Origin of the sequence: Pseudomonas fluorescens, from assembly GCF_002022275.1 — a bacterium.
GTDB classification, from domain to species: Bacteria; Pseudomonadota; Gammaproteobacteria; order Pseudomonadales; family Pseudomonadaceae; genus Aquipseudomonas; species Aquipseudomonas fluorescens_AJ.
In genome coordinates this window covers 1-23,221 of sequence record NZ_MSDF01000027.1, presented here as the reverse complement: position 1 = coordinate 23,221, position 23,221 = coordinate 1, and the positions used below count along the sequence as shown (strand labels likewise).

At 61.7% G+C, this 23,221-nt stretch carries 20 protein-coding genes and 1 pseudogene; 8 read left to right on the top strand and 13 right to left on the bottom strand.

The window, feature by feature from the left end; all coding sequences use genetic code 11:
• Positions 1-16: 16 nt before the first annotated feature.
• From BFW87_RS32635 to BFW87_RS20985, 3 genes and pseudogenes are all read right to left on the bottom strand, one after another.
• Positions 17-241: pseudogene (locus BFW87_RS32635) on the bottom strand (HAMP domain-containing protein); the annotation flags it as partial.
• A gap of 996 nt (positions 242-1,237) precedes the next feature.
• The gene (locus tag BFW87_RS20990; protein WP_078741637.1) at positions 1,238-2,650 is read right to left on the bottom strand and encodes a PLP-dependent aminotransferase family protein; all 1,413 of its coding nucleotides are present in this window, start codon (positions 2,648-2,650) and stop codon (positions 1,238-1,240) included.
• 203 nt (positions 2,651-2,853) lie between these two features.
• Entirely contained in the window at positions 2,854-3,615 is a 762-nt protein-coding gene (locus BFW87_RS20985; RefSeq protein ID WP_078741636.1) for an SDR family oxidoreductase, read from the bottom strand.
• 227 nt (positions 3,616-3,842) lie between these two features.
• On the opposite strand from BFW87_RS20985, the gene BFW87_RS20980 reads away from it, so the two are divergent.
• A complete protein-coding gene (locus BFW87_RS20980) occupies positions 3,843-4,850 on the top strand; it encodes an NADP-dependent oxidoreductase (RefSeq protein WP_078741635.1) in 1,008 nt (335 codons plus the stop codon).
• Between the two features lie 130 nt (positions 4,851-4,980).
• Here BFW87_RS20980 and pyrF read toward each other — a convergent pair whose 3' ends face one another.
• Positions 4,981-5,679, bottom strand: coding sequence for an orotidine-5'-phosphate decarboxylase (gene pyrF / locus BFW87_RS20975; protein WP_078741634.1), 699 nt, complete (start codon positions 5,677-5,679; stop codon positions 4,981-4,983).
• Between the two features lie 260 nt (positions 5,680-5,939).
• Here pyrF and BFW87_RS20970 point away from each other — a divergent pair, with 260 nt between their 5' ends.
• Both BFW87_RS20970 and BFW87_RS20965 read left to right on the top strand, forming a co-directional pair.
• Positions 5,940-6,704, top strand: a complete 765-nt coding sequence (locus BFW87_RS20970) for a response regulator (protein WP_078741633.1) — start codon at positions 5,940-5,942, stop codon at positions 6,702-6,704.
• Positions 6,704-7,741 carry a sensor histidine kinase gene (locus BFW87_RS20965; protein WP_078741632.1) on the top strand — a complete coding sequence of 346 codons (1,038 nt, stop codon included), beginning with the start codon at positions 6,704-6,706 and terminating at the stop codon, positions 7,739-7,741. Before BFW87_RS20970 ends, BFW87_RS20965 begins: the two co-directional genes overlap by 1 nt.
• Before the next feature lie 125 nt (positions 7,742-7,866).
• On the opposite strand, the gene BFW87_RS20960 is transcribed toward BFW87_RS20965, so the two are convergent.
• The 9 genes from BFW87_RS20960 to BFW87_RS20920 all read right to left on the bottom strand — a co-directional run bounded on the left by BFW87_RS20960 (position 7,867) and on the right by BFW87_RS20920 (position 15,712).
• Positions 7,867-8,928, bottom strand: coding sequence for an AI-2E family transporter (locus BFW87_RS20960; RefSeq protein ID WP_078741631.1), 1,062 nt, complete (start codon positions 8,926-8,928; stop codon positions 7,867-7,869).
• A 72-nt stretch (positions 8,929-9,000) separates the two neighbouring features.
• Positions 9,001-9,819 carry a DUF4892 domain-containing protein gene (locus BFW87_RS20955; RefSeq protein WP_078741630.1) on the bottom strand — a complete coding sequence of 273 codons (819 nt, stop codon included), beginning with the start codon at positions 9,817-9,819 and terminating at the stop codon, positions 9,001-9,003.
• A 102-nt stretch (positions 9,820-9,921) separates the two neighbouring features.
• Positions 9,922-10,776 (bottom strand): alpha/beta fold hydrolase, encoded by an 855-nt coding sequence (locus BFW87_RS20950; RefSeq protein ID WP_078741629.1) that lies wholly within the window; start codon positions 10,774-10,776, stop codon positions 9,922-9,924.
• Positions 10,773-11,576, bottom strand: a complete 804-nt coding sequence (locus tag BFW87_RS20945) for an alpha/beta fold hydrolase (protein ID WP_078741628.1) — start codon at positions 11,574-11,576, stop codon at positions 10,773-10,775. The genes BFW87_RS20950 and BFW87_RS20945 overlap by 4 nt, the downstream gene beginning before the upstream one ends.
• A gap of 97 nt (positions 11,577-11,673) precedes the next feature.
• Positions 11,674-12,117 carry a hotdog fold thioesterase gene (locus BFW87_RS20940; protein WP_078741627.1) on the bottom strand — a complete coding sequence of 148 codons (444 nt, stop codon included), beginning with the start codon at positions 12,115-12,117 and terminating at the stop codon, positions 11,674-11,676.
• 30 nt (positions 12,118-12,147) lie between these two features.
• Entirely contained in the window at positions 12,148-13,797 is a 1,650-nt protein-coding gene (locus BFW87_RS20935; RefSeq protein ID WP_078741626.1) for an AMP-binding protein, read from the bottom strand.
• Between the two features lie 85 nt (positions 13,798-13,882).
• Complete coding sequence (sixA, locus tag BFW87_RS20930) at positions 13,883-14,332, bottom strand: phosphohistidine phosphatase SixA (RefSeq protein WP_078741625.1); 450 nt, start codon at positions 14,330-14,332, stop codon at positions 13,883-13,885.
• Complete coding sequence (locus tag BFW87_RS20925; RefSeq protein ID WP_078741624.1) at positions 14,329-14,676, bottom strand: DUF4389 domain-containing protein; 348 nt, start codon at positions 14,674-14,676, stop codon at positions 14,329-14,331. The genes sixA and BFW87_RS20925 overlap by 4 nt, the downstream gene beginning before the upstream one ends.
• 10 nt (positions 14,677-14,686) lie before the next feature.
• Positions 14,687-15,712: an NAD(P)H-dependent glycerol-3-phosphate dehydrogenase gene (locus BFW87_RS20920; protein ID WP_078741623.1), complete on the bottom strand. Its 1,026-nt coding sequence runs from the start codon at positions 15,710-15,712 to the stop codon at positions 14,687-14,689.
• A gap of 195 nt (positions 15,713-15,907) precedes the next feature.
• Between BFW87_RS20920 and BFW87_RS20915 the strand changes: the two genes are divergently transcribed.
• From BFW87_RS20915 to fabB, 5 genes are all read left to right on the top strand, one after another.
• Positions 15,908-18,028 (top strand): TonB-dependent receptor plug domain-containing protein, encoded by a 2,121-nt coding sequence (locus BFW87_RS20915; protein ID WP_368483949.1) that lies wholly within the window; start codon positions 15,908-15,910, stop codon positions 18,026-18,028.
• Between the two features lies 1 nt (position 18,029).
• Positions 18,030-18,959 (top strand): ABC transporter substrate-binding protein, encoded by a 930-nt coding sequence (locus BFW87_RS20910; protein ID WP_078741621.1) that lies wholly within the window; start codon positions 18,030-18,032, stop codon positions 18,957-18,959.
• Complete coding sequence (locus BFW87_RS20905; protein ID WP_078741620.1) at positions 18,956-20,857, top strand: ATP-binding protein; 1,902 nt, start codon at positions 18,956-18,958, stop codon at positions 20,855-20,857. Before BFW87_RS20910 ends, BFW87_RS20905 begins: the two co-directional genes overlap by 4 nt.
• A gap of 249 nt (positions 20,858-21,106) precedes the next feature.
• The gene (gene fabA, locus BFW87_RS20900) at positions 21,107-21,622 is read left to right on the top strand and encodes a 3-hydroxyacyl-[acyl-carrier-protein] dehydratase FabA (RefSeq protein WP_003210552.1); all 516 of its coding nucleotides are present in this window, start codon (positions 21,107-21,109) and stop codon (positions 21,620-21,622) included.
• An 11-nt stretch (positions 21,623-21,633) separates the two neighbouring features.
• The gene (gene fabB, locus BFW87_RS20895; protein ID WP_076950492.1) at positions 21,634-22,854 is read left to right on the top strand and encodes a beta-ketoacyl-ACP synthase I; all 1,221 of its coding nucleotides are present in this window, start codon (positions 21,634-21,636) and stop codon (positions 22,852-22,854) included.
• Positions 22,855-23,221 lie beyond the last annotated feature (367 nt).

Here is a 23,221-nt window from a genome sequence, read left to right as displayed (position 1 = left end):
GGCTCAGGCCGTGACCCATCTGCTGCATGGCTTGCATCAATTGGCCGATTTCATCACGCCGATTGACCTCCATACGCCCACTCAAGTCGCCGGATGCAATTTGCTGTGCCACCGCGATCACACTGCGCAGGGGCGCGACAATCAACCGGGTAATCACCCACGCCGCGATCAAACCCACCAATAGAGCCAGGGCGGACGAGCCAATGATCAGCAACGCGCTTTTCTTCAACTGCGCCTGCATCGACTCATCTTCGGCGGCGTACGCCTGGTTGACCCGGCTGACCACCTCATCGGCGCGGTCATGCAGTTGTTTGTAGACCACCTTTTCCTGGGCCAGCAGCCCGGTGTATTCGCCCAGCTTTTCGCTGAACGAAGCAATGTGCCCGGACACTTCGTTAAGTACGGTCTGGTAACCCGCATCCTTGACCGACGTTTTCAGCTGCTCGACCTGCGCCAGCGCCTGATCAGCCTGCTCGATCTTGCCCTGCTCGGCGTTGTCGGCGTCAGCTTTGCGGCTCTGGTCCAGACGCACCCGCGCTTCGTTCATGGCTTGCAACATCAACCGTGAAACCTGGCTGACCTGCCCCGCCTGCTCGATAAATTCGGCGCCGTCCTTGCCCTGGCTTTCCTTAAGGCCATAGGCGCCATCGTCAGCCAGACCGGCCTGCAATACGTCGAGGTTATTCGCCACGCTGGACACGGACCAACTGGCCATTTCCAGCGCCAGGTCTTTGGTCTGGGTGAGTTCGACAAACTCATCAAACGCCTTGCGATAAGCCGCCAGCGCTTGTTCGACGTCGGTCATCACCGGCACATTGGCCGCAGACTGGTTCTTGAGGCTTTCTGCATGCGCGGTCAGGGCATCGACACTTTCATGCAACGCATCAACGGATTTTGGGTCGGCGTGCAGTGCGTAGTCTTGCTCGATCAGGCGCACTTTGAGCAGGCCACTGTTGAGCGACGACATCGCCTTGAGGCCTTCGAAACGCTGACCAACGGTTTGCAGGGACCACACGCCAATGGCCGCCACCAACGCCGTCAGCAGCAGCACAAGAATGAAGCCCAAACCCAGTTTTTTCGCCATACCGAGGTTGGCGAAACGTCGTTGCACGGCCGAAATCATTGCGCTTGAATCCTCATGCAATGGCGAATGCCATCAAGCCTGGTTTCCATGAGACGAGATTCGCAACCGCGAGCCGCTGATACAAGCGATTGGCGCCACAATAATGGCAAAAAGCTACATGCCCGTCGTTTTCAGAATGGTCGAGGTCGATCTGGCGGGTCCCATGGCATGGAACAGCGCCAGTGCCCGCTCATCAGCGGCATAGGCCACATTGATACGCAGCCAGTCACTGGATTCACCTTTCGGGCTGAACAGCGCCCCCGGCGACAGCAACACGCAGAGCTTGCGCGCACACGCCTGCAAGCGCGAGCGATCAGCGCTGCCAGGCCGCGCCCACACAAACATCCCACCCGCGGGCACGGCAAACACTTCCCACTCTTCATCCTCCAGCACTTGCAAGGTAGCAGCCATCTGCGTGTTCAGGCGCTTGCGCAGGCGCTGCACCCATTTACGGTAGGTGCCGTTGGCCAAAAGCGTGGCCACCACCGCTTCGGCAAAGCGCGAAGTGCCGATGCCCGTCAGGGTCTTGAGGGTGGCGATTTGCGAGATGAACGTCGCGCTCGCACAGAGGTAGCCTACCCGTAACGCGCTGCTCAGGGTCTTGGAGAAACTGGAGACGTAGATCACCCGATCATCATGGGCCAGCGCCGACAACCGCGTGCAACTGGCGTGTTGCAAATCGCCGTAAACGTCCTCTTCGATGATCAGGAAGTCTTCGCTGCACGCCAGTTGCAGCAAACGTTCGGCCACGGCGCGGCAGAGGCTGGTGCCGGTGGGGTTGTGATACAGGCTGTTGATGAACAGGCACTTGGGCCGATGGCTGTGCAGCAACGTCTCCAGCACCTGGATATCCGGCCCGCCACAGGTACGCGGGACTTCCAGCAGCCTGACGCCGTGACGCTCCAGTTGACGGTAGAGGTTGGCGTATCCCGGGGTCTCGACCACCACCGTATCGCCCGCCTTGAGCAACGTGCGTATCAGCAAATCCTGGGCATGGCTGGCGCCATGGGTGGTGAGGATGCGATCAAGGCTGGTTGCCACCTTTATCTGGGTCAGCCGCTTGAGCAGTTGTTCGCGCAACGCCGGCAGCCCCAAGGGCGTGCTGTAGCTGAAGAGGCCGGCGGTATCGGTGCGGCTGATTTCACGGATTGCGTAACAAATGTCATCACTTTCGCGCCAGGCATCCGGCAACCAGCCGCAACCCAGTTTCAACTCGCCCAGCGGGCTATCGAGGTAGGCCCCCCACCCCAGCTCCGCCCCCTCATACCAATGGCTTTCCAGGCAGACCGGCGGCTGGGCCACCACAAAGCCAGAGCCCTGCTTGGACTCCAAAACCCCCTGGGCCACCATGCGCTCGAAGGCCTCGATCACGCTGGACTGGCTGAGCAGGTTGTCGAGGGCAATTTGCCGGATGGACGGCAAGCGCGTGCCGGGCCCCGCCCCACTGTTGACAATCCATTGCGCCGCCGCGCTGACGATTTGCTGCACCACCGGTACAAGGGCTTGTCGATCGATCCCTAAATCCATGAGCCACTCACTTCAACTGTCTGTTATTCAACCCCAAACAGTTAAGCACAGAAGCCTGGTTCAGCCGGTCGCCAACTTTTATTAAAGTATTGATTTTATTGACTTATTTACCTAGTGATACACATTCATTCGAGGCCTTGTGCCAGCCCTGGAAATGCCCCACAGCACGCCCACCCTTTTCGAACAGGACGCGGCGTGCGGTCCTAGATCGCCGTCGCGCCGCCGTCCACCGCCAACGCCTGGCCGGTGGTGAACGCCGCCCCGTCGCTGCACAGGTAGAGCACGGCACTGGCGATTTCCTCGACTTTGCCAATACGCCCGACCGGGTGCATGGCCGCTGCAAACTCTGCCTTGCGCGGGTCGGCTTCATAGGCTCTGCGGAACATATCGGTATCGATCACGGCCGGGCATACCGCGTTGACGCGAATTTTCTTCTTGGCGTACTCGATCGCCGCCGATTTGGTCAGGCCAATCACCGCGTGCTTGGAGGCCGCGTAAATGCTCATCTTCGGCGCCGCCCCCAGCCCCGCCACCGACGCAGTATTAACAATCGCCCCGCCACCCTGAGCCAGCAACAGCGGCAACTGGTGCTTCATGCACAGCCACACGCCCTTGACGTTAACGCCCATGATCGCGTCGAACTCGTCCAGGCTGCCGTCGGCCAACTTGCCCTTCTCGATCTCGATCCCGGCGTTGTTGAAGGCATAGTCCAGGCGTCCATAGGCGGCGACGGTCTGTGCCATCAATTGCTGCACGTCGGCTTCCAGCGTGACGTTGCAGCGCACGAACAGCGCCTCGCCACCGGCCTGCAAAATCTGCGCAACAGTACCTTCACCGCCCGCCACATCCAGGTCAGCGACCACTACTTTCAAGCCTTCAGCGGCGAACGCCAGCGCGGTAGCGCGGCCAATACCGGCGGCGGCGCCGGTCACCAGGGCGACCTGGCCGGAAAACGTCATGCTCATGGGAATGTCCTAGGGAAGAAATAGCCGTGGACCGAGTCTAGCCAACCCCCGCCCGGGCGCGTCAGCACTATCAAAAGGCCGGTTAGCGCTGCATGAATCGCAGTGATAAGGCGCCCTACCTGATTATCAGCCATGGCTATCGGCGGGCATTCGCACACCCGGCATAACCTTGCCCCCAGGCCATTGTGGGTCTATCACTCCAGGTTCATTTCTAAAGAGTCCTTGCCATGACTTCCCAGACCAACCGCCAATTCCTGCTCGCCAAACGTCCGGTCGGCGCGGCCACGCGGGAAACGTTTACCTATCAGGAAGTGCCGGTGGGCACGCCCGGTGAGGGGCAAGTGCTGGTGCAAAACGAATACCTGTCCCTCGACCCGGCCATGCGTGGCTGGATGAATGAGGGCAAGTCCTACATTCCCCCGGTGGGCATTGGCGAAGTGATGCGTGCGCTAGGCGTTGGCAAAGTCATCGCCTCGAATAATCCCAAGTTTGCGGTCGGCGACTACGTCAATGGCGCTTTGGGTGTGCAGGATTACTTCCTCGGCGAGCCGCGCGGTTTCTACAAGGTCGACCCGACACTGGCGCCACTGCCGCGCTACCTTTCAGCATTGGGCATGACCGGCATGACCGCCTACTTCGCCCTGCTCGACACCGGCGCGCCAAAGACCGGTGAAACGGTGGTGATCTCCGGCGCGGCCGGTGCGGTGGGCAGCATTGCCGGGCAAATCGCCAAGATCAAAGGCTGCCGCGTCGTGGGCATCGCCGGTGGCGCCGACAAATGCAAATTTCTCGTGGATGAATTGGGCTTTGATGCCGCCATCGATTACAAAAGCGAAGACGTGCCCGCCGCGCTCAAGCGCGAGTGCCCGAAAGGCGTGGATGTGTATTTCGATAACGTCGGCGGCGACATTCTTGACGCCGTGCTCAGCCGTCTGGCACTGAAAGCGCGCGTGGTGATCTGCGGGGCGATCAGCCAATACAACAATAAGGAAGCGGTGAAAGGGCCGGCCAACTACTTGTCGTTGCTGGTGAACCGCGCGCGCATGGAAGGTTTTGTGGTGATGGACCATGCCGCCCACTTCGCGGCGGCCGGGCAGGAGATGGCCGGGTGGATGGCGCAAGGCAAGCTCAAGAGCAAGGAGGATATCGTGGAGGGACTGGAGACATTCCCGGAGACGCTGATGAAGCTGTTCAACGGGGAGAACTTTGGGAAGTTGGTGTTGAAAGTCAGCTGAAATCCCTCTGTCTGATCGTTCCCACGCTCCGCGTGGGAATTCAGCCCGGGACGCTATGCGTCCCAGAGCGTGACGCGGAGCGTCACAAGAGGCATTCCCACGCAGAGCGTGGGAACGATCATCTGTGGAGTCAGGCGATCTCGGCAACGACTGCTGCCAACGCCTGCGCCGGGTCCGCCGCTTGGCTGATCGGGCGACCAATCACCAAATAGTCCGAGCCCGCGTCCAGCGCCTGGCGCGGGGTCAGGATACGGCGTTGATCATCCACTGCACTGCCCGCCGGGCGAATTCCCGGGGTCACCAGTTGCAGCGACGGGTGCGCAGCCTTCAGGGCCTGGGCTTCCAGCGCCGAGCAAACCAAACCATCCAGACCGGCTTTCTCGGCCAGGGCGGCCAGACGCAGCACTTGTTCCTGCGGTTCGATATCCAGGCCAATACCGGCCAAATCTTCACGCTCCATGCTGGTCAACACGGTCACGCCGATCAGCAACGGTTTGGGGCCGGTGCGCTGTTCCAGCACTTCACGGCACGCATTCATCATGCGCAGGCCGCCGGAGCAGTGCACGTTGACCATCCACACGCCCATCTCGGCCGCAGCCTTCACCGCCATCGCGGTTGTGTTGGGAATGTCGTGGAATTTGAGGTCCAGGAATACTTCAAAACCTTTGTCGCGCAGGGTGCCGACAATTTCCGCGGCGCAACTGGTAAACAGTTCCTTGCCGACTTTGACCCGGCAAAGCTTCGGGTCCAACCTGTCAGCCAGCTTCAGTGCGGCGTCACGGGTGGGGTAATCCAGGGCGACGATGATAGGAGTCTGGCAAACGGACATTGGAATGGGCTCTCAGGCAAGTCGAAATCGGCGCGGATTGTAGCGCAAGCGGCGCCGTTACGGGATCCGATGATCGGTAAATACTGACAGACCGCCCTGCGGCGGCCATTCCAGCCAATTGTATCAAGCCTGATACATTCACGACACGCCCCCAACACGCCCTACCGCTAGCCTCGCGCACATGACCGACCGTCCAGCACTTCCAGCCATGGGGGCTGGGCGCCTATGCTGACAGCAACAACCAGGCAGATGATCGCACTATGCATACTTCTTCAGTCTCTGTGAACGACGAGCTAAAAGGCGCAGTGATCGCCGACGAAAAGCGCTGGAACACCCGCGCGCTGATCGTTGACGACGACGTGCCGATCCGCGAACTGCTGATCGATTACCTGGCACGCTTCAACATTCTTGCCGTGGGCGTAACCGACGGCGCCGCCATGCGCACGGCCATGCAGGCGGAAACCTTCGATGTGGTGGTGCTCGACCTGATGCTGCCGGGTGAAGACGGCTTGTCGCTGTGCCGCTGGCTGCGCGGGGAATCAGACATCCCGATTCTGATGCTCACCGCCCGCTGTGAACCCACCGACCGCATCATCGGCCTGGAACTGGGCGCCGACGACTATATGTCCAAGCCGTTCGAGCCGCGCGAGCTGGTGGCGAGGATCCAGACCATTCTGCGTCGGGTGCGTGATGACCGCACCGAGCAGCGCGCCAACATTCGTTTCGATAACTGGCGCCTCAACAGCGTGCTGCGCCAATTGGTGGCCGATGATGGCTTGGTAGTGCCGCTGTCCAACGCCGAGTTTCGCCTGTTGTGGGTGTTTATCGAACGCCCACGCCGCGTGCTGAGCCGCGAACAATTGCTGGATGCCGCCCGTGGCCGCTCCATCGAAGCGTTTGATCGCAGTATCGACTTGCTCGTTTCACGCTTGCGCCAGAAACTGGGCGATGACCCCAAAGCACCGCAACTGATCAAGACCGTGCGTGGCGAAGGCTATTTGTTCGACGCACGGGATATTGGCTGATGCGCAACGGCTTCAATACGCTGTTCGGCAGGCTGTTCGGCGTATTGCTGGTAGCCATTGTGCTGGCGCACGCGCTGGCTTTCTTCTGGTTCCACCATTACGGACCGCCGCCACCGCCGCCCCATGAAACCTTCATCGAGCAGCCTGACGGCACACTGACGCCGCTGCGCAAGGATCACCATCGGCCCTGGTTCGGCGGCCCGGTGGTGCCCCTGACGTTTCAATTTATCTCGCTGATTATCGCTGCCTGGTACGGCGCCAAACTGCTGAGCCGGCCGATCCAGCGCCTGAGTGCGGCAGCCGAGCGCTTGAGCCTCGACCTCGACAGCCCACCGCTCAACGAGTCCGGGCCTAGGGAAGCGCGCCAGGCAGCATCGACATTCAACCTGATGCAAAAGCGCATCCGCGAACAGGTCAGCCAGCGTGCACGCATGCTTGGCGCGGTGTCCCACGACCTGCGCACCCCGCTGTCGCGCCTCAAGCTGCGCCTGGAGCAGATCGAAGACACCAAGCTGCAAGGCCAGATGCGCCAAGACCTCGACGACATGATCGGCATGCTCGACGCCACCCTGAGCTACCTGCACGAACAGCGTACCAGCGAGACCCGGCATTGGCTCGACGTGCAGGCACTGGTGGAGTCCTTAAGCGAAAATGCCCAGGACCAAGGCTCTGACGTGCAGTTTTCCGGCACCTGCGCGCCTTTGCAGGTGCAACCAATGGCGCTGCGTTCCTGCCTGAACAACCTGATCGACAACGCCCTGCGTTATGCCGGCACCGCCCGAGTGGAGCTGGCAGACAGCCGTGGCGCGCTGGTGATTCGCGTGATCGACCACGGGCCCGGGATTGCGGCGGATAAACGCGAGGCGGTGTTCGAACCGTTCTTTCGCCTGGAAGGCTCGCGCAACCGCAACTCCGGCGGCGTCGGCCTGGGCATGACGATTTCCAAGGAAGCGGTGGAACGCCTCGGCGGCCACCTCAGCCTGGAGGAAACCCCAGGCGGCGGGTTGACCGCCGTGATGTGGCTGCCCAGAGGCTAATGGTCTGGCACGGCCCCATGTGGGAGCTGGCTTGCCTGCGATGGCGGTATGTCAGTTTGCCAATGAGCACCTGACAGGCCGCCATCGCAGGCAAGCCAGCTCCCACAGTGATCTCCATCGATCAGTTAGATCGATTTATCCTCCCGACGGACCTGGACCTGGGTCGCGCTCCAGTCCGTCAACAGGCTGTAGGCCACGGCCAGCAAGGTCGGGCCAATAAACAGGCCGATGAAGCCGAAGGCGATCAACCCGCCAAACACGCCCAATAGCACGATCACCAGCGGCAGGTTGCCGCCTCGACTGATCAGGTAGGGCTTGAGCACGTTGTCGACGCCGCTGATGATGAACGTGCCCCACACCCCGAGGAACACCGCGTAGGTGTAATCGCCCTTCCAGGCCAGCCAGGCCGTGGCCGGGATCCATACCAGCGGCGGGCCCATGGGAATCAGGCTGAGCAGGAAAGTGACGATGCCCAGCACCAGCGCACCCGGCACCCCGGCGATCAGAAAACCGATCAGCGCCAACACGGCCTGGGCGGCGGCGGTGCCGATCACGCCGTTGACTACACGCTGCACTGTACCGGCGACCAGTTCGATGTAGTAACCGGCGCGCTCGCCGATCAGGCGTTCCAGCAGGCGATGCACAAAGGTCGCCAGGCGTGGCCCGTCACGGTAGAAGAAAAACACGAATACCAGGCTCAAGGTCAGTTCGAGGATTCCGCCGCCGATCTGCGCGCTGCGCGCCAGCAGCCAGTTGCCGACCTGCCCCAGGTACGGCTTGATGCTGACCATCAGCGCCGCGCCCTGTTGGTCGATGCTGTCCCACGTCGCCACCAGCCGCTCGCCGACAAACGGGATCGAACCGAGCCAGGTCGGCGCGGCGGGCAAACCGTCGACCTGGATATCCTTGATCAGGCCCACCGCATCGCGCACGTGGTCCGCCAGGTTGAACCCCAGCCACACCAGCGGAACCGCCACCAGCAACATCCACCCCAACGTCAGAATGCCCGCCGCCAGGGATTCGCGGCCACCCAGCGCGCGCGTCAGCAAACGCATCAGCGGCCAGCTGGCAAACGCCAGCACCGCGCCCCAGAACAGCGCCGACCAGAACGGCGCCATCACCCAGAAGCTCGCACCAAACAGCACCAGCAGCAGGATTTGCACCAGCAGGCGATCGTTATTGAGCATCGGGTATCTCGAGAAAAAGGCTGTAGGAAGAGAGCTTAGGCGAACGGCGCGGGTCCGTTCGCCTTGTAACGCTTAGCGTATCAGATGCAGGTGCAGGCCTTTGGCGGTATCTGTACCGGTTTCCAGGCGCGCGGCGCGTACGCCGCTGTCGATCAGGCCCTGGCGCCAGGCTTCGGCCGTGGGACCGGTGAGGCTGACACGCAAGGTGGCGTCAAGGTTGAGTCCACGGGAAATCAGGGTCAGCCACGTGGCGTCAGGTTCAGCGCTGAGGATCGGGAAATCCAGCTCACCGGTGCTTTTCAATTCACGCAGCAAGGTGGCCGAGGTCGGCGGCAGGTCGCCCAACGGCGCGCTGGCGTCCAGTTGCTCTACGTGCAGATAGGCGCGGCGGTTGCCTCGGGTAATGCCGTACAGCGCCACCAGGGAGTTGTCCTGCGGGGCGGCCAAACGCAGCAGCAGGTATTCCTGCTGGCCGTCGGCGCCCACCAGCTTGGCGTTGCCGAACACTTCATTGGCCCACAGGCTGCTCTCGCCGCAATCGCGGGCCTGACACCAGAACAACAATTGTGCGCCCTTGGCCTGTAACGCTTCGCGCGTTGACGTAAACGCGGCGCTGGAGGTGTGTTCGGCGGGCAGTTCATAGGTGATGGCGGTGGCCTGGCCGCGCGCCGTGGCTTGGCCTTCATAGCGCAGCTGGCCGCTGATCTTGCGGATCGCGCCCATGGGGTAAATGCGTTCTTTTTCTTCAGCGGGGCGGTAATCGACGATCTGCGCGTCGACCTGGCGCGAAACGGCGGGTAAATCCTGACTGCCCGGCAAGTCGGCGGCGAACACCAAGGGGCTGAAACAGCACAGCCCGAGGGCACGTATACATCCTTTACGCAGGCTCATCGGATGCGTGAGCCCTGGCCATTGGAGGTCGCAGCGGTGTTGAGATGGTTCATGGTTGACTCCCTTTCAATCCGCCCAGCCTCGGCAGTTGACCCCGCCAAGTCAAGGCGTGGAGAAGAACCGATTGAAACAGTCTGCAACAAGAGCCGCGCCGGGCTCATCATTCAGGTGTAAATGATGGCCGCCGGGCAGCGTGGTCACCGTGAAGGGTAGCTGAGAAAGCAATTCGGAATGTTTCGCCAGCATGCCATCAGCCGCGACCACCAACTGCGTAGGGCACCCCACACGCTTCACGAAAGCCATCGCCTGCTCGTCGGTCAGACGCATCGGCGACGCCAGGGTCAAGCGGCTGTCGGTGCGCCAGGTATAACCGCCCGGCACCGGCATCAAACCGCGCTGGGCCAGGAGTTCGGCAGCTTCGCGGCTCACGGCGACCACGCCTTTCATGCGCGCTTCTACCGCGCGATCAAGGGTGCTGTAGACCGGTTTGTTTTTATCGCGCAGGTTCAATTGCGCCTGCAATGCCATACCCAGGCGTTCAGCGGCGTTCTCACCGGCGGCGGTCGGCGGGATCACGCCGTCGATCAATCCAAGGTGGGTAATCCGTTCCGGCAAGGCGCCCGCCAGCACGAGTGAAACGATCGCGCCGAGGGAATGGCCAAGTAATGCAAAACGTTTCCAGCCCAGTTGCTCGGCGACGTGCAGCACGTCAGAGACATAATCCCACAAGGCATAGCCGGCCCCCGCAGGACGATGCGCGGAATGCCCGTGCCCGGCCATGTCCAACGCAACGATGCGCAACCCCGCAAGCTTGGGCGCCAGCCGCGCAAAGCTATTGGCGTTGTCCAGCCAGCCATGCAGGGCGATCACCGGCACACCGTCTTCAGGGCCAAACAGATGCGCCGCCAATTCGATATGCGGCAGGCTCAGGCGCACTTCCTCGACCGGCGTACTCATGCGCAGCTGCGCTCGCGGGCTTCCCAGCGGGAAAACAGGTTCTTGATCAAGGTCGCGGTGTCCTGAGGGCGTTCAAGGGGGAACATATGGCCGCCCGGCATGGTGAGCATTTCGCCCATGGGCAGGCGGTCGACGCCGCTGGCATGGTGACGCATCACCACGCGGCTCTGGCGACCACGTACCACCGCCAGCGGCACCTTCAACTGGCGCACCTGGCCCGGGCTGGTGTGGGGCACGCCACGGTAGATGCTGATTTCGGTGGCTGGGTCGAAGCGCAGACGCAGGCGATCGCCTACTTGCAGCAGGCCATGTTGCAGGTAAGCGTCAAAACATTCGGGGTCGAACCCGCGAAACAACGTCTTGCCGGCAAAATAGCTGCGCGCGGCAGCCAGGTCGCTGAATTCTTCCCGACGGCCCAGCGTGCGCCCGGCCGGGGTCAAGCGGTCGATAAAGCCAAAGCGTTTGGCCGCACGAATGACCCAGCGGTCGGCGCGGGTCAGCACCGGCGAATCGAGCATCACCACGCCCCGGTACAGCTGTGGGCAACGCATGGCCGCGTGCAAATGCAGCACGCCACCCAGGGAATGCCCCACGCCCCACACCGGTTCCGGCTGTTGCTCCAGGTGGTGGATCAACTCGTCCACCAGGTTCTGCCAGTTATCGTCGACCGGAAACCTGGGGTCGTGACCGTGCTGCGGCACGTGTGCCACCTCGTATTCCGGGGCCAGGGCGGCAAACAACTTGCCGTAGGTGGCCGAAGGGAAGCCATTGGCGTGGGCAAAAAACACGTGCTGCGACATAGCGGTTCCATCAACAAAAACAGAAGTGGATTGTCACCAGCCCCGGGCAGCACAGCAATGACTGTAACTGCCAGGAATGATGACACTCACGCCACGCCTATCGCGCCGGCGGGTTCTGGCCCAGCGGCACCACGGCCATGGTCAGACGCGACACGCAACTGGCCTTGCCGTCGTCACTGGTCAGGCGAATGTCCCACACCTGCGTCGTACGGCCGATATGAATCGCCCGCGCCACTGCCGTCACCCGCCCGCTGCGCACACCGCGCAGGTGGTTGGCGTTGACCTCCAGCCCCACGCAATAAAACTTGCTGGCGTCGATGCACAGATAGGCCGCCATGGAACCGACGCTCTCGGCCAGCACCACCGACGCGCCGCCGTGCAACAGGCCGTAAGGCTGATGGGTACGCTGGTCGACCACCATGCTGGCGGTCAGGGATTCGTCGTCGAAGCTTTCGAAACGAATATCCAGTAATTCACCAATGGTGTTTTTCTGAATCGCGTTGAGTTGTTCGATATTCGGTTGGGTGCGCCACAGGCTCATGCAAGTGTCCTTATTGGTTTTATTACGGCCCTAATCCTGCCACAGAATGGATTCGTTGCGCTCACTCCAGGCCTGAAACTCTGCGCCGTAGGTCGACTCGATGACGCTGCGCTTGATCTTCAACGTCGGCGTCAGGAAGCCGTTGTCCACCGCCCAGCTGTCTTTGACCACCACCAACTGGCGTAAACGCTCATGTTTATCCAGCGCCTGGTTCACCTGTTCCAGCCAGCGTTCAAGGCTTGTGCCCAATGCGTGCCGATCCTGTTCACCTGCCGACAGCACGCACAGCGCTATCGGTGCGATAAGCCCATCACCGACCACGCACACCTGCTCGATACGCGCATGTTCGGCCAAGCGGTTTTCAATCGGCGCCGGGGCTACGTATTTGCCTTTACTGGTTTTGAAGATTTCCTTGAGCCGCCCGGTCAGGCGCAGACGGCCGTCAGCGTCCTGCTCGCCCTTGTCGCCGGTGCGCAAAAAACCGTCTTCGGTGATTGTCTCTGCAGTTTTCTGCGGGTCCTTGAAATAGCCGAGCATGGTCGCGCCGCTGCGCACCTGCACTTCGCCGCTGGCATCGATGCGCACTTCCACGCCGGGGCATGGCAGGCCGATCCAGCCGAGGGTTTGCTGGCCCGGGCGAGACACATGGGAATAGCCACAGGCTTCGGTCATGCCATACACCTCCAGCACGTCCAGGCCCAGGCGCTGATACCAGCGCAGCAAGGCCTCGGGGACGGGTGCGGCGCCTGACAGTGCAATGCGCAACGCATCCAGCCCCAACCCGGCGAGGACTTTATGGCCGACGCGCTTGCCGATAAACGGCAGGCGCAGCAGGGTGTCCAGGCGCTTTTCAGGGATCCTGGCGTACACGCCCATCTGAAACTTGGTCCAGATGCGCGGCACGCCAAACAAGGCGGTCGGCCGTGCCCGGCGCAGGTCGGCCAGAAACGTGTCTAGGCTTTCAGCAAAGAACACAGTTTGCCCGGTGTAGATCGAGGCCAGCTCCACGAACATCCGCTCCGCCACATGGCACAGCGGCAGGTAAGACAACAACCGGTCGCCCTCGCCCAGGCCAAATAATTCAGTGCCACGTGTGGCGGCAAACCCCAGCGCGCCGAAGGTTTGCATCACGCCCTTGGGCAAACCGGTGGTGCCGGAGGTGTAGACGATGGTTGCCAGGTTTGAAGCGTCGGGAGTGGGGTTGTCCTGAATCGGTGAGCAGGCTTGCAGGTCAGCCCAGGTGTAGGAAAAATCGCCCGCCGGGCACAGCGGCAGGCTGATGGTCGGCAAGCCGGCCGGGATACCCGGCGCCATGGCCGGCCAGTCATCCAGCTTGCCGATAAACACCAGCGCGGCCTCGGAGTGCGTCAGCACATGCGCGACGGAGTCGGCGGTGAGGTTGGGGTACAGCGGCACCGAGACATGCCCGGCCATCCAGATCGCCAGGTCGGCGATGATCCAGTGCGCGCAGTTTTTCGAGATCAGCGCAATGTGCGAGCCCTGGGGCAATTCCCGGGTACGCAGCCAATGCGCGGCGCAGCGGGCTTGGTGGCCGACGTCCTCCCAAGTGAGGGTCTGCACCTCGTCACTGCCGACCGGCTGCACAAGAAAGGATTTGCGCGGGTGCCGCGCTTCACGTTCGAAGAAGACCTGCAACGGCAAACGAAAAGCGACAGGCATGGGACGCGCTCCTTTGTGATCCGATGATAGCCAACCAAGCACTTGCTTGGTTGACTATATAGCACACAAAAAGCGCAGATCCTTCCTACGGATTTTTCACGCTGACCAGGCTCATCAGCCCCGCCAACGGAAAGTCTCCTTCAAGCTCCGCCAGGCTGGCGGTGTGCATCGGCTGCGGCTGGCGCAAGTGGCCGTGCTGTAAAAAGCTGATCAGGCTGCCCACCAGCGGTTGATGGCTGACCAGCAGCACATTGTCGTCAGTGTCGAGTTTTTCCAGCACCTGCAGCGGGCTGCTCTCGGGCGTCAACCACGGCACCGTGCGGATGTGCGGTTCGAAACCCAAGGCATCACGCACCAGCTGTGCGGTTTGCTGCGCCCGCACGTAAGGGCTGGCGAGGATCGCGCTGATGGGCTGGCCGATCAGGTGCGCAGCACTGCGCAATGCTTCGCCGCGGCCATGCTCGGTGAGGTTGCGCTCAGCGTCGGAGGGCGCATGGGCCTCGGCTTCACCGTGACGCAAAATCCATAGCTTCACAGTTTTGGCTCCTCATCGCGCGCCGGGTGCGGCGCCGGCGGCACGCTGTGGGCGGCTTCGCCTTCGGGTGCGCGCGGGGTGGGCCAATCGGCGAACGGCCAGGGTTTCTGATCACTGTGGAAGCTGCCGAAACGGCCGATCTGCGCGAGGAACTGGCTGAGGCTATCCCCAAAATTCATCAGGCCCAGGTTCGGGGCGCCGTAGATCAAGCGGTAAATCAGCTGCACCACCACCAGCGCGCCGAGCAGGAATTGCGCCACCTGCCACACCAGGGCAAACACCAGCATCCACAGAATGCGCAGCAGGATGGACTCGTATTTAGGGGCTGCTTTCGGGTCGTTCATGGCGTGCTCCTCAGTTGAAACCGCTGGTGGAAATAAAGTCGACATCGGTTTTTGGCTCGGCGCGCATCAGCAACTCGATCACCTGGTTCAAGGTGCGCCCTTCAAACAGGATCGCGTGCAGCCCGGCGACCAGCGGCATGTACACGCCGACTTCCTGGGCTTTGGCCTTCAGCACTTTGAGCGTGTTGACCCCTTCGGCCACTTCACCGAGGCGCGTCACCGCGTCTTCCAGGCTCAGGCCCTGGCCCAGGGCGAAACCGACCTGGTAATTGCGGCTTTTCGGCGACGAACAGGTGACGATCAAATCGCCCACGCCCGCCAGGCCCAGGAAAGTCATCGGGTTCGCGCCCTGGTTCACCGCAAACCGGGTCATCTCGGCCAGCGCGCGGGTGATCAGCATGCTCTTGGTGTTTTCGCCCATGCCCAGCGCCACCGCCATGCCGGCAATGATCGCGTAGACGTTTTTCAGCGCACCGCCCAGCTCCACGCCAAAGCGATCGCTGCTGGCATACACGCGGAAGGTACGGCCATGCAGCACGGCCTGCACGCGTTCGCAGAGCGCTTCGTCTTCACTGGCGACCACGGTGGCGGTCAGCGCGTGCTCGGCGACTTCCCGCGCCAGGTTCGGCCCGGACAGCACGCCAATGCGCGCCTGCGGGGCGATCTCTTCGAGAATCTCGCTCATCAGCTTGAAGGTTTGCGCTTCGATGCCTTTGGTCAGGCTGACCAGCAGCTTGCCGGCCAGACGCTCGGCGTGGGGCGCCAGCACCGAGCGTAAGGCGCTGGAAGGCAGCGCGACAAAACACAGGTCGCAGGCGGTGAGGGTGTCGAGCAAATCGGTGACCGGTTCGACCGCCGGATGAATTTTGATGCCTTTAAGGTAACGCGGGTTTTCCCGGTGGACGCGAATGGCCTCGGCCTGTTCGGGATCACGCATCCACTGGCGCACCGCGTGGCCGTTCTCGGCCAGCAGGTTAGCCACGGCGGTACCAAAACTTCCGCCTCCCAGGACCGCAATAGGGCGCTGTTCAGTCATATGCAATCCGTTAATCCATACCAGTGGCGATGGCGGCATTATACGGGGCGACCCGCTTGCGGCCAGCCCCTGTGTCAATTCACACGTTTGTCGGAAATTGCCACGGTTGTGTGACGTAATCGCGGGTAAGGCGACTGGCAAATGGCCGTGCCTCGGTTAACATGGGCGGCTATTCGCAATTATCAAGGCCGTGCCGTGTATTTGGGCCCTCCTCCCCGTTCATCTCTTTGGCTGATGCTGTTGTGCAGTGCACCGGCTTTTTCCGACGATCTGTTCCTCGACAGCCAGCCGCTGCCACAAGTGTTGACCGCCACCCGCCTCAAGCAATCGGCTGCAGCCGTGCCTGGCAGTATGACGGTGATCGACAGCGAGCTGATCAAGGCCAGCGGCGCACGGGACATCGCCGAGCTGCTGCGGCTGGTACCGGGGATGATGGTCGGCTACACCACCGGCAACCAGGCGGCGGTGAATTACCACGGCACCAGCGCCAGCGATGCACGGCGCATGCAAGTGCTGATCGACGGGCGCTCGGTGTACCGCGCGGGCCTGGCGACCGTGGACTGGAGCGACATTCCGGTGGCCATGGAGGATATCGAGCGCATCGAAGTGTTCCGTGGCCCCAACACCGTCAGCTACGGCGCCAACGCGCTGATGGCGGTGGTCAACATCCTCACGCGCTCACCGGCCAACAGCCAGGGTTCGCGGGTGAAAGTCATCCGTGGCGCACGCGGGATCAACGATTTTTATGCCAGCCAGGGCGTGGGCTGGGAAACCGGCGACTTGCGCCTGTCGTTGTCAGGGCAACAGGACGATGGCTTTGACAGCGACGCGGCCGGTGCCGACCGCCGTGACAGTCGGCGTCTCAGCCGTTTCAGCCTGGCCGTGAGCCAGACGCTGAACGCCCAGCAGAGCCTCGACTGGCAATTGGATGCCAAGGAAGGCAGCAATCAGCGCCCTTACACCTACACACCAGTATTTGCCGGGATTACCGAAGGCGGTACCAATTCCGACGTTACCGCCAAGGACTACGCCGGTTCGGTGCGCTGGAATTACGAGTTCAACCCGGAGCACAGCCTGTACGTCCAGGGTTCGGCCCAGCAATGGGACCGCCAGCAAGTCTGGAAGGCTTGTGATGCCAAGGTGTCGTTCAGCCCGGAGCTGACCCAGTTGTGGCAGCTCAACCCCAACTATGCCGAACAGTTGGCTCGGCACATGGACACCTACAGCCAAGGCACCGCCCCGCCTGGCACCACTGCGGAGCAGGCATTGGGCAACCAAGTGCTGGACCAGTGGCGCAATGGGGCCAACCAGAGCGTGTGCGGGGATATCGACCAGAGTACTCGCGAAAGCCGCTACGACATCGAGATTCAGGACACCCTCAGCCTGTCCGACAGCCTGCGCCTGGTCAGCGGCATGAACTACCGCTACGACCGCGCCGACTCCGACACCTACTTCAATGGCACCCTCGACGACACCACCTGGCGCCTGTTCGGCCACTTGGAGTGGCGCGCCAGCGAGCACTGGCTGCTGCAAGGCGGCGCGATGTACGAAGACACCCACCTGAGCGGCAACTCGCTGACGCCACGGGTGGCGGTCAATTATTTGATCAACCCACGCCACGGCCTGCGTGCGGTGTACTCCGAGGCGATTCGTTCGCCGGACATGTTCGAGAACAACGTCAACTGGAGCTATCGCGTTACCAACCTCAGCTCGCCGGCCTACGGGCAGAACTCCGGGCAATATTTTGTGGTAACGCGCGGCCCCGGCAACCTCGATAAAGAGTTGATGCGCTCGCGGGAGCTGGGCTACAACGGCTTCTTTGCCGACCTCGGGCTGAATGTCGACGTGAAACTGTTCTACGACGAAATCACCGACATGATCAGCTCGCCGCTGCGCAATAACCAATACATTGCCAGCAACGCCAACAGCTCACGGTTTACCGGCGCCGAATCGCAGTTCGACTGGCGCATGAGCAATGCCGACCGTTTGCGGCTGACCTATGCTTACGTCGACGCCACCGCCAGCAACCCCTTGGACAAAGCGCAAACCGCGCGCAACAGCGGCTCGGCCGGCTGGTTGCGAGAGTGGGGCCATGGCTGGTCCAGCGCGCTGTTCTACTACGGCGACGACGCACTTAATCAGTATCGCTTCGAACGGGTCGACCTCCGGGTGGCCAAGCGCGTTGCCTTGGGCAAAGCCAACGTGGAGCTGGCCGGCATGTTGCAACAACGCCTCGATAACCAGCCCACCACCTGGGCCGACAACAATTACGACAGTCGCCACGTCCTCTATTTCAGCGCGGAGCTGGAATTCTGATATGGGCGATCAGTCACGGATGACCCTCCTCTCTATAACTCGCCTGTGGCGACGCGGCCTGCTGCTGGTGTGCCTGCTGCTGGCAGCGCCTGCCTGGAGCGCCGACATCCTGCTGACCGCCGCCGAGGACGGTGCCGGCGTGCAAGCCTTTACCCAGGCCCTGGCCCTGCAACGCCCGGAAGACCACATCACCTTCACCGCGCTCAAAGATCTGCCCGCCCCCAGTCAGCTTCCGGCCAACACCCGTCTGATTCTGCTCGACCTGCCCGGCCTCGACTGGCGCCTGCAGGATGCCCAGGGCCCGCCGACCCTGGTGCTGCGCATCAGCCGCCTGCAAGCCCGCCAGCGCCTGGGCAACGCGCACCCGGCGAAAATCAGCTTGCTGTGGAGCGACCCGCCGCTGGAACGTCAGTTGAACCTGATCGCCGACACCCTGCCCCAGGCCCGGCGTATTGGCGTGCTCTACGGCAGCGACAGTGAATTCCTGTTGCGCGAGTTGACCCAATACGCAGCGCCGTTGGGCCTGGAGATCGTGCCGCAGCGCTGGGACAACATTAATGACAGCCGCCCGTTGCAGAACCTGTTCAAGAACAGTGACGTGCTGCTCGGTCTTGATGACCCGCAGCTGTACAACCCCAAAACCGTGAAAAACCTGTTGCTCAGCAGCTATGCCCAGCAACTGCCGCTGGTGGGCCCCAATGCCGGATTCGTCAAGGCCGGAGCCCTGGCCAGTACCTACAGCGACCAGGCCGACTGGCTCGATGTACTCGACCGCCTGCTGGACCATTCGCCGGCCACTTGGCCACGCACCTTGTACCCGGAACACTTCAAAGTCGTGGGCAACCCGCAAGTCGCGCGCTCACTGGGCATCGAACAGGTGGACGAAGCCGCCGTCGCCGCCCGATTGGCCGAAGGAGAAAAACGACCATGACCTTGCGTCGTCGTTGGGACATCAACACCCGCACCCAGCTCATCACCCTGGGCCCGGCGCTGTTGCTCACGTTGCTGTTGATCAGCTTCTTTACCTTCGTGCGCATCCAGGACTTGCGACAGGAACTGGATCACACCGGTCAATTGATCGCCAACCAGCTCGCACCCGCCACCGAATATGGGGTGATTTCCGGCAACAACGACGTGCTCGACAGCCTGCTGCGCGCGACCTTGGCCACGCCGCACGTGCGCTTTCTGGAGATTCAGGACAGCACCGAAAACATACTGGTGTACGTCGAACAGCCGTCGGAGAAACATGACCGTTCATTGTCGGTAAAAGTGTTCCAGGCGCCGATTCGCCTGCAGCATATCCAGCTGGGTAACGACTTCTTTCAGGACAACCTCAACGAGCCCAAGGCGCCGCGCGCGGACTATCTGGGCCGGGTGATCGTCGGCATGTCCAACGATGCCTTCAGCCAGCGCCAGCAAGAGATCTTGTTCAAGGCCGGCATTCTCGCGTTGTTCGCACTGCTGTTTACCTTCCTGTTGGCACGGCGCCTGGCAGCCAGCCTGTCGCAGCCGATCAGCGCCATGGGCCACGCGGTGAAGGCCATCCAGCAAGGCGACTACAAGACGCCGTTACCGATTGTCGATGACTCGGAACTGGGCGACCTGTCGCGGCATATCAACAACCTCGCCGAAAACCTCAACCAGGCGAGCCGCGAGCAGCAACAGGCCATGGCGCAGTTGATCCAGACTCGCGAAGAGGCCGAACGGGCGAACAATGCCAAGTCGGACTTCCTGGCGATGATGAGCCACGAACTGCGCACGCCCATGAACGGCGTACTGGGCATGTTGCAGTTGCTGGAAACCACCGAGATGACCGAGGAGCAGACCGAGTACGCGGCGTTGGCCTCCGAGTCCACCGAGCATCTGCTCAAGGTGATCAACGACATCCTCGACTTCTCTCGCATCGAACGCGCGGCGCTGGAGCTGGAGCATATTTCGTTCAACCTGGCTGACCTGATCAGCAGTTGCGCCCAGGCCTTTCAGCACAGCGCCCAACAACGTGGGCTGACGCTGGAGTTGCCGATCCCGGCGGGCATGGGCGCGCTGCGCGTGCAGGGTGACCCGACACGCATCCGCCAGATTCTGGTGAACCTGATCGGCAACGCGCTCAAATTTACCGAACACGGCACTGTCACCGTCGAGCCCCATTGGCAAACCCTCGATCATGAACTGGTGTGGTTCACCTGCACCGTGCGCGACAGTGGCATCGGCATTTCCGCCGAACGCCTGGAATTGATGTTCGATGCGTTCCAGCAGGCTGACAGTTCCATTTCAAGACGTTACGGCGGCACCGGTTTGGGCCTGCCGATCGCCCGCACGCTGGCCGAACGCATGGGCGGCACCCTGCGTGCCCAGAGTGAAGAAGGCCGCGGCTCGGTGTTTACGCTGGAAATTCCCTTGGCCGTCGACCAGCAAAGCCAGCCGACGATCGCCCTGGACGCCGAAGGCAAAACCGGCGCCGGCGATGGTCGCCATGTGTTGCTGGTGGAGGACAACCCGGTCAACCGTACCGTGGTCGAAGCCATGTTGCGCAGCCTGGGTTTTGAAGTCAGCCTGGCCACCGACGGTGCCGAGGCGATCCGCAGCGCCGAAAGCCTGATTTTCACTGCGATTTTGATGGATTGCCGCCTACCGCTGATCGACGGCTACGAAGCTACGCGACAAATTCGCCAACTGCCTGGTTGCGCCGATCTGCCGATCATCGCACTCACCGCCAACGCCTTGCAGGGCGACCGCGAAGCTTGCCTGGCAGCCGGAATGAACGATTACCTGGCGAAGCCGTTCAAACGCACGGATTTGCAGCAAATACTGCAGCGTTGGGTGCAATAGCGACGCGCCATCAGCCAACTGCGACTGGCGTGAAAGACGAAAGTGCGGCAGTCTTAGGCACCCGAACGGGCCGATAAACAGGCCCGGTTTAAAATTTCAGTGAACAAGTGTACATTCAGTGCCTTGACGCTGTGACTTTCACTACAACGCAATAGTCTATGTGTAGGCTGCTGACCTGAGGCATGAACGCTTCAGTCGGATCGGGAAGATTTACCCCACCCCGCCGCATGGGATTATTGAGGAGCTCGCATGACCAAACAAAACGCCTTTACTCGGGAAGACCTGCTGCGCTGCAGTCGCGGTGAGCTGTTCGGCCCAGGTAACGCGCAACTGCCCGCCCCGAACATGCTGATGGTGGATCGCATCACCCATATCAGCGAAGAAGGTGGCAAGTACGGCAAAGGTGAATTGGTCGCCGAGCTGGATATCACCCCGGACCTGTGGTTCTTCGCCTGCCATTTCGAAGGTGACCCTGTGATGCCGGGCTGCCTGGGCCTCGACGCCATGTGGCAGCTGGTGGGTTTCTACCTGGGCTGGCAAGGCCTGCCGGGTCGCGGTCGCGCCCTGGGTTCGGGCGAAGTGAAGTTCTTTGGCCAGGTCCTGCCGACCGCCAAGAAAGTCACCTACAACATTCAAATCAAGCGCGTCCTCAAGGGCAAGCTGAACCTGGCCATCGCCGACGGTTCGGTCACTGTCGACGGTCGCGAGATCTATACTGCCGAAGGCCTTCGGGTCGGCGTATTCACTTCCACTGACAACTTTTAAGGGTTATCCGCATGCGCCGCGTCGTTATCACTGGTCTGGGCATCGTTTCTTGCCTGGGCAATGACAAAGAGACCGTCACCGCTAACCTGCGTGCAAGTCGCCCTGGCATCCGCTTCAACCCGGAATATGCCGAAATGGGTCTGCGTAGCCAGGTTTCCGGCTCCATCGACCTGCCCCTCGAAGAACTGATTGATCGCAAGATCTACCGCTTCGTCGGCCACGCTGCCGCCTACGCTTACCTGGCCATGAAAGACGCAATTGCCGACTCCGGCCTGAGCGACGACCAGGTGTCCAACGTACGCACCGGCCTGATCGCCGGCTCCGGCGGCGCATCGACCCTGAACCAGATGGAAGCACTGGACATCCTGCGCGAAAAAGGCGTGAAACGCGTTGGCCCGTACCGTGTTACACGGACCATGGGCAGCACCGTTTCAGCCTGCCTGGCCACGCCGTTTGCAATCAAGGGCGTGAACTACTCGATCTCCTCGGCTTGCGCCACCAGTGCTCACTGCATCGGTACTGCGGTTGAGCAGATCCAGCTGGGCAAGCAGGACATCGTATTCGCCGGCGGCGGTGAAGAAGAACACTGGAGCCAGTCGTTCCTGTTCGACGCCATGGGCGCGCTGTCCACCCAGTACAACGAAACCCCGGAAAAGGCCTCCCGCGCCTACGACGCCAAGCGTGACGGTTTCGTCATCGCCGGCGGTGGCGGCATGGTGGTGGTCGAGGAGCTGGAACACGCTCTGGCCCGTGGCGCTAAGATCTACGCGGAAATCGTTGGCTACGGCGCGACGTCCGACGGCTACGACATGGTTGCCCCGAGCGGTGAAGGCGCCATCCGTTGCATGCAGATGGCGATGTCCACTGTTGATACCCCAATCGACTATCTGAACACCCACGGCACTTCGACTCCGGTCGGCGACGCCAAGGAAATGGAAGGCGTGCGTGCGGTATTCGGCGACAAGGCCCCGGCCATCAGCTCCACCAAGAGCCTGTCGGGTCACTCCCTGGGCGCCGCCGGCGTTCACGAAGCGATCTACTGCTTGCTGATGATGGAAGGCAACTTCATGGCAGGTTCGGCCAACATCGACGAGATTGATCCGGTGGTGGCTGATATGCCGATCCTGACCAAGACCGTTGAGAACGCCAAAATCGACACCGTGATGAGCAACAGCTTTGGCTTTGGTGGCACCAACGCCACGCTGGTGCTGAAGCGCTGGCAGGGCAAGTAAGGCCTGTAGGTTGATCAGATGAAAAAGCCCCGACTGGTTCGGGGCTTTTTTGTGGGTGGGTGGTTTTGGGGTTGGGGTTGGGGTACATATCCGTTGCTGCGGTAACGGCTTCTTATGGTTCCGCTCTTACAGCGGGTCACTTTTGGAAACGCCCCAAAAGTAACCAAAAGGTCTTCGCCCCACCACTCGGTGCCTCGCCTAGGCTCGGCATGCCCTCACTCCGGCTTGAATCCGTGGGCCGCCGCGATGGGCCATCCTTGGCCCAGCGCGGCTAACCCGGCGTCCTGCCGGGTTACCCACGGATTCAAGCCTGCGTTCGGCCAGCGTGGTTAACGGGGCGCCTCAGATCAAGATCAAAATCAAAAGC

What these genes read in the sequence shown, in the direction of transcription:
- BFW87_RS20925 (WP_078741624.1), bottom strand. Translation starts at nt 14,676, where the DNA reads ATGAACGACCCGAAAGCAGCCCCTAAATACGAGTCCATCCTGCTGCGC.
- BFW87_RS20980 (WP_078741635.1), top strand. Translation starts at nt 3,843, where the DNA reads ATGACTTCCCAGACCAACCGCCAATTCCTGCTCGCCAAACGTCCGGTC.
- BFW87_RS20990 (WP_078741637.1), bottom strand. Translation starts at nt 2,650, where the DNA reads ATGGATTTAGGGATCGATCGACAAGCCCTTGTACCGGTGGTGCAGCAA.
- fabA (WP_003210552.1), top strand. Translation starts at nt 21,107, where the DNA reads ATGACCAAACAAAACGCCTTTACTCGGGAAGACCTGCTGCGCTGCAGT.
- fabB (WP_076950492.1), top strand. Translation starts at nt 21,634, where the DNA reads ATGCGCCGCGTCGTTATCACTGGTCTGGGCATCGTTTCTTGCCTGGGC.
- BFW87_RS20965 (WP_078741632.1), top strand. Translation starts at nt 6,704, where the DNA reads ATGCGCAACGGCTTCAATACGCTGTTCGGCAGGCTGTTCGGCGTATTG.
- BFW87_RS20920 (WP_078741623.1), bottom strand. Translation starts at nt 15,712, where the DNA reads ATGACTGAACAGCGCCCTATTGCGGTCCTGGGAGGCGGAAGTTTTGGT.
- BFW87_RS20985 (WP_078741636.1), bottom strand. Translation starts at nt 3,615, where the DNA reads ATGAGCATGACGTTTTCCGGCCAGGTCGCCCTGGTGACCGGCGCCGCC.
- BFW87_RS20970 (WP_078741633.1), top strand. Translation starts at nt 5,940, where the DNA reads ATGCATACTTCTTCAGTCTCTGTGAACGACGAGCTAAAAGGCGCAGTG.
- BFW87_RS20955 (WP_078741630.1), bottom strand. Translation starts at nt 9,819, where the DNA reads ATGAGCCTGCGTAAAGGATGTATACGTGCCCTCGGGCTGTGCTGTTTC.
- BFW87_RS20960 (WP_078741631.1), bottom strand. Translation starts at nt 8,928, where the DNA reads ATGCTCAATAACGATCGCCTGCTGGTGCAAATCCTGCTGCTGGTGCTG.
- BFW87_RS20940 (WP_078741627.1), bottom strand. Translation starts at nt 12,117, where the DNA reads ATGAGCCTGTGGCGCACCCAACCGAATATCGAACAACTCAACGCGATT.
- BFW87_RS20910 (WP_078741621.1), top strand. Translation starts at nt 18,030, where the DNA reads ATGGGCGATCAGTCACGGATGACCCTCCTCTCTATAACTCGCCTGTGG.
- BFW87_RS20905 (WP_078741620.1), top strand. Translation starts at nt 18,956, where the DNA reads ATGACCTTGCGTCGTCGTTGGGACATCAACACCCGCACCCAGCTCATC.
- pyrF (WP_078741634.1), bottom strand. Translation starts at nt 5,679, where the DNA reads ATGTCCGTTTGCCAGACTCCTATCATCGTCGCCCTGGATTACCCCACC.
- BFW87_RS20950 (WP_078741629.1), bottom strand. Translation starts at nt 10,776, where the DNA reads ATGAGTACGCCGGTCGAGGAAGTGCGCCTGAGCCTGCCGCATATCGAA.
- BFW87_RS20935 (WP_078741626.1), bottom strand. Translation starts at nt 13,797, where the DNA reads ATGCCTGTCGCTTTTCGTTTGCCGTTGCAGGTCTTCTTCGAACGTGAA.
- BFW87_RS20945 (WP_078741628.1), bottom strand. Translation starts at nt 11,576, where the DNA reads ATGTCGCAGCACGTGTTTTTTGCCCACGCCAATGGCTTCCCTTCGGCC.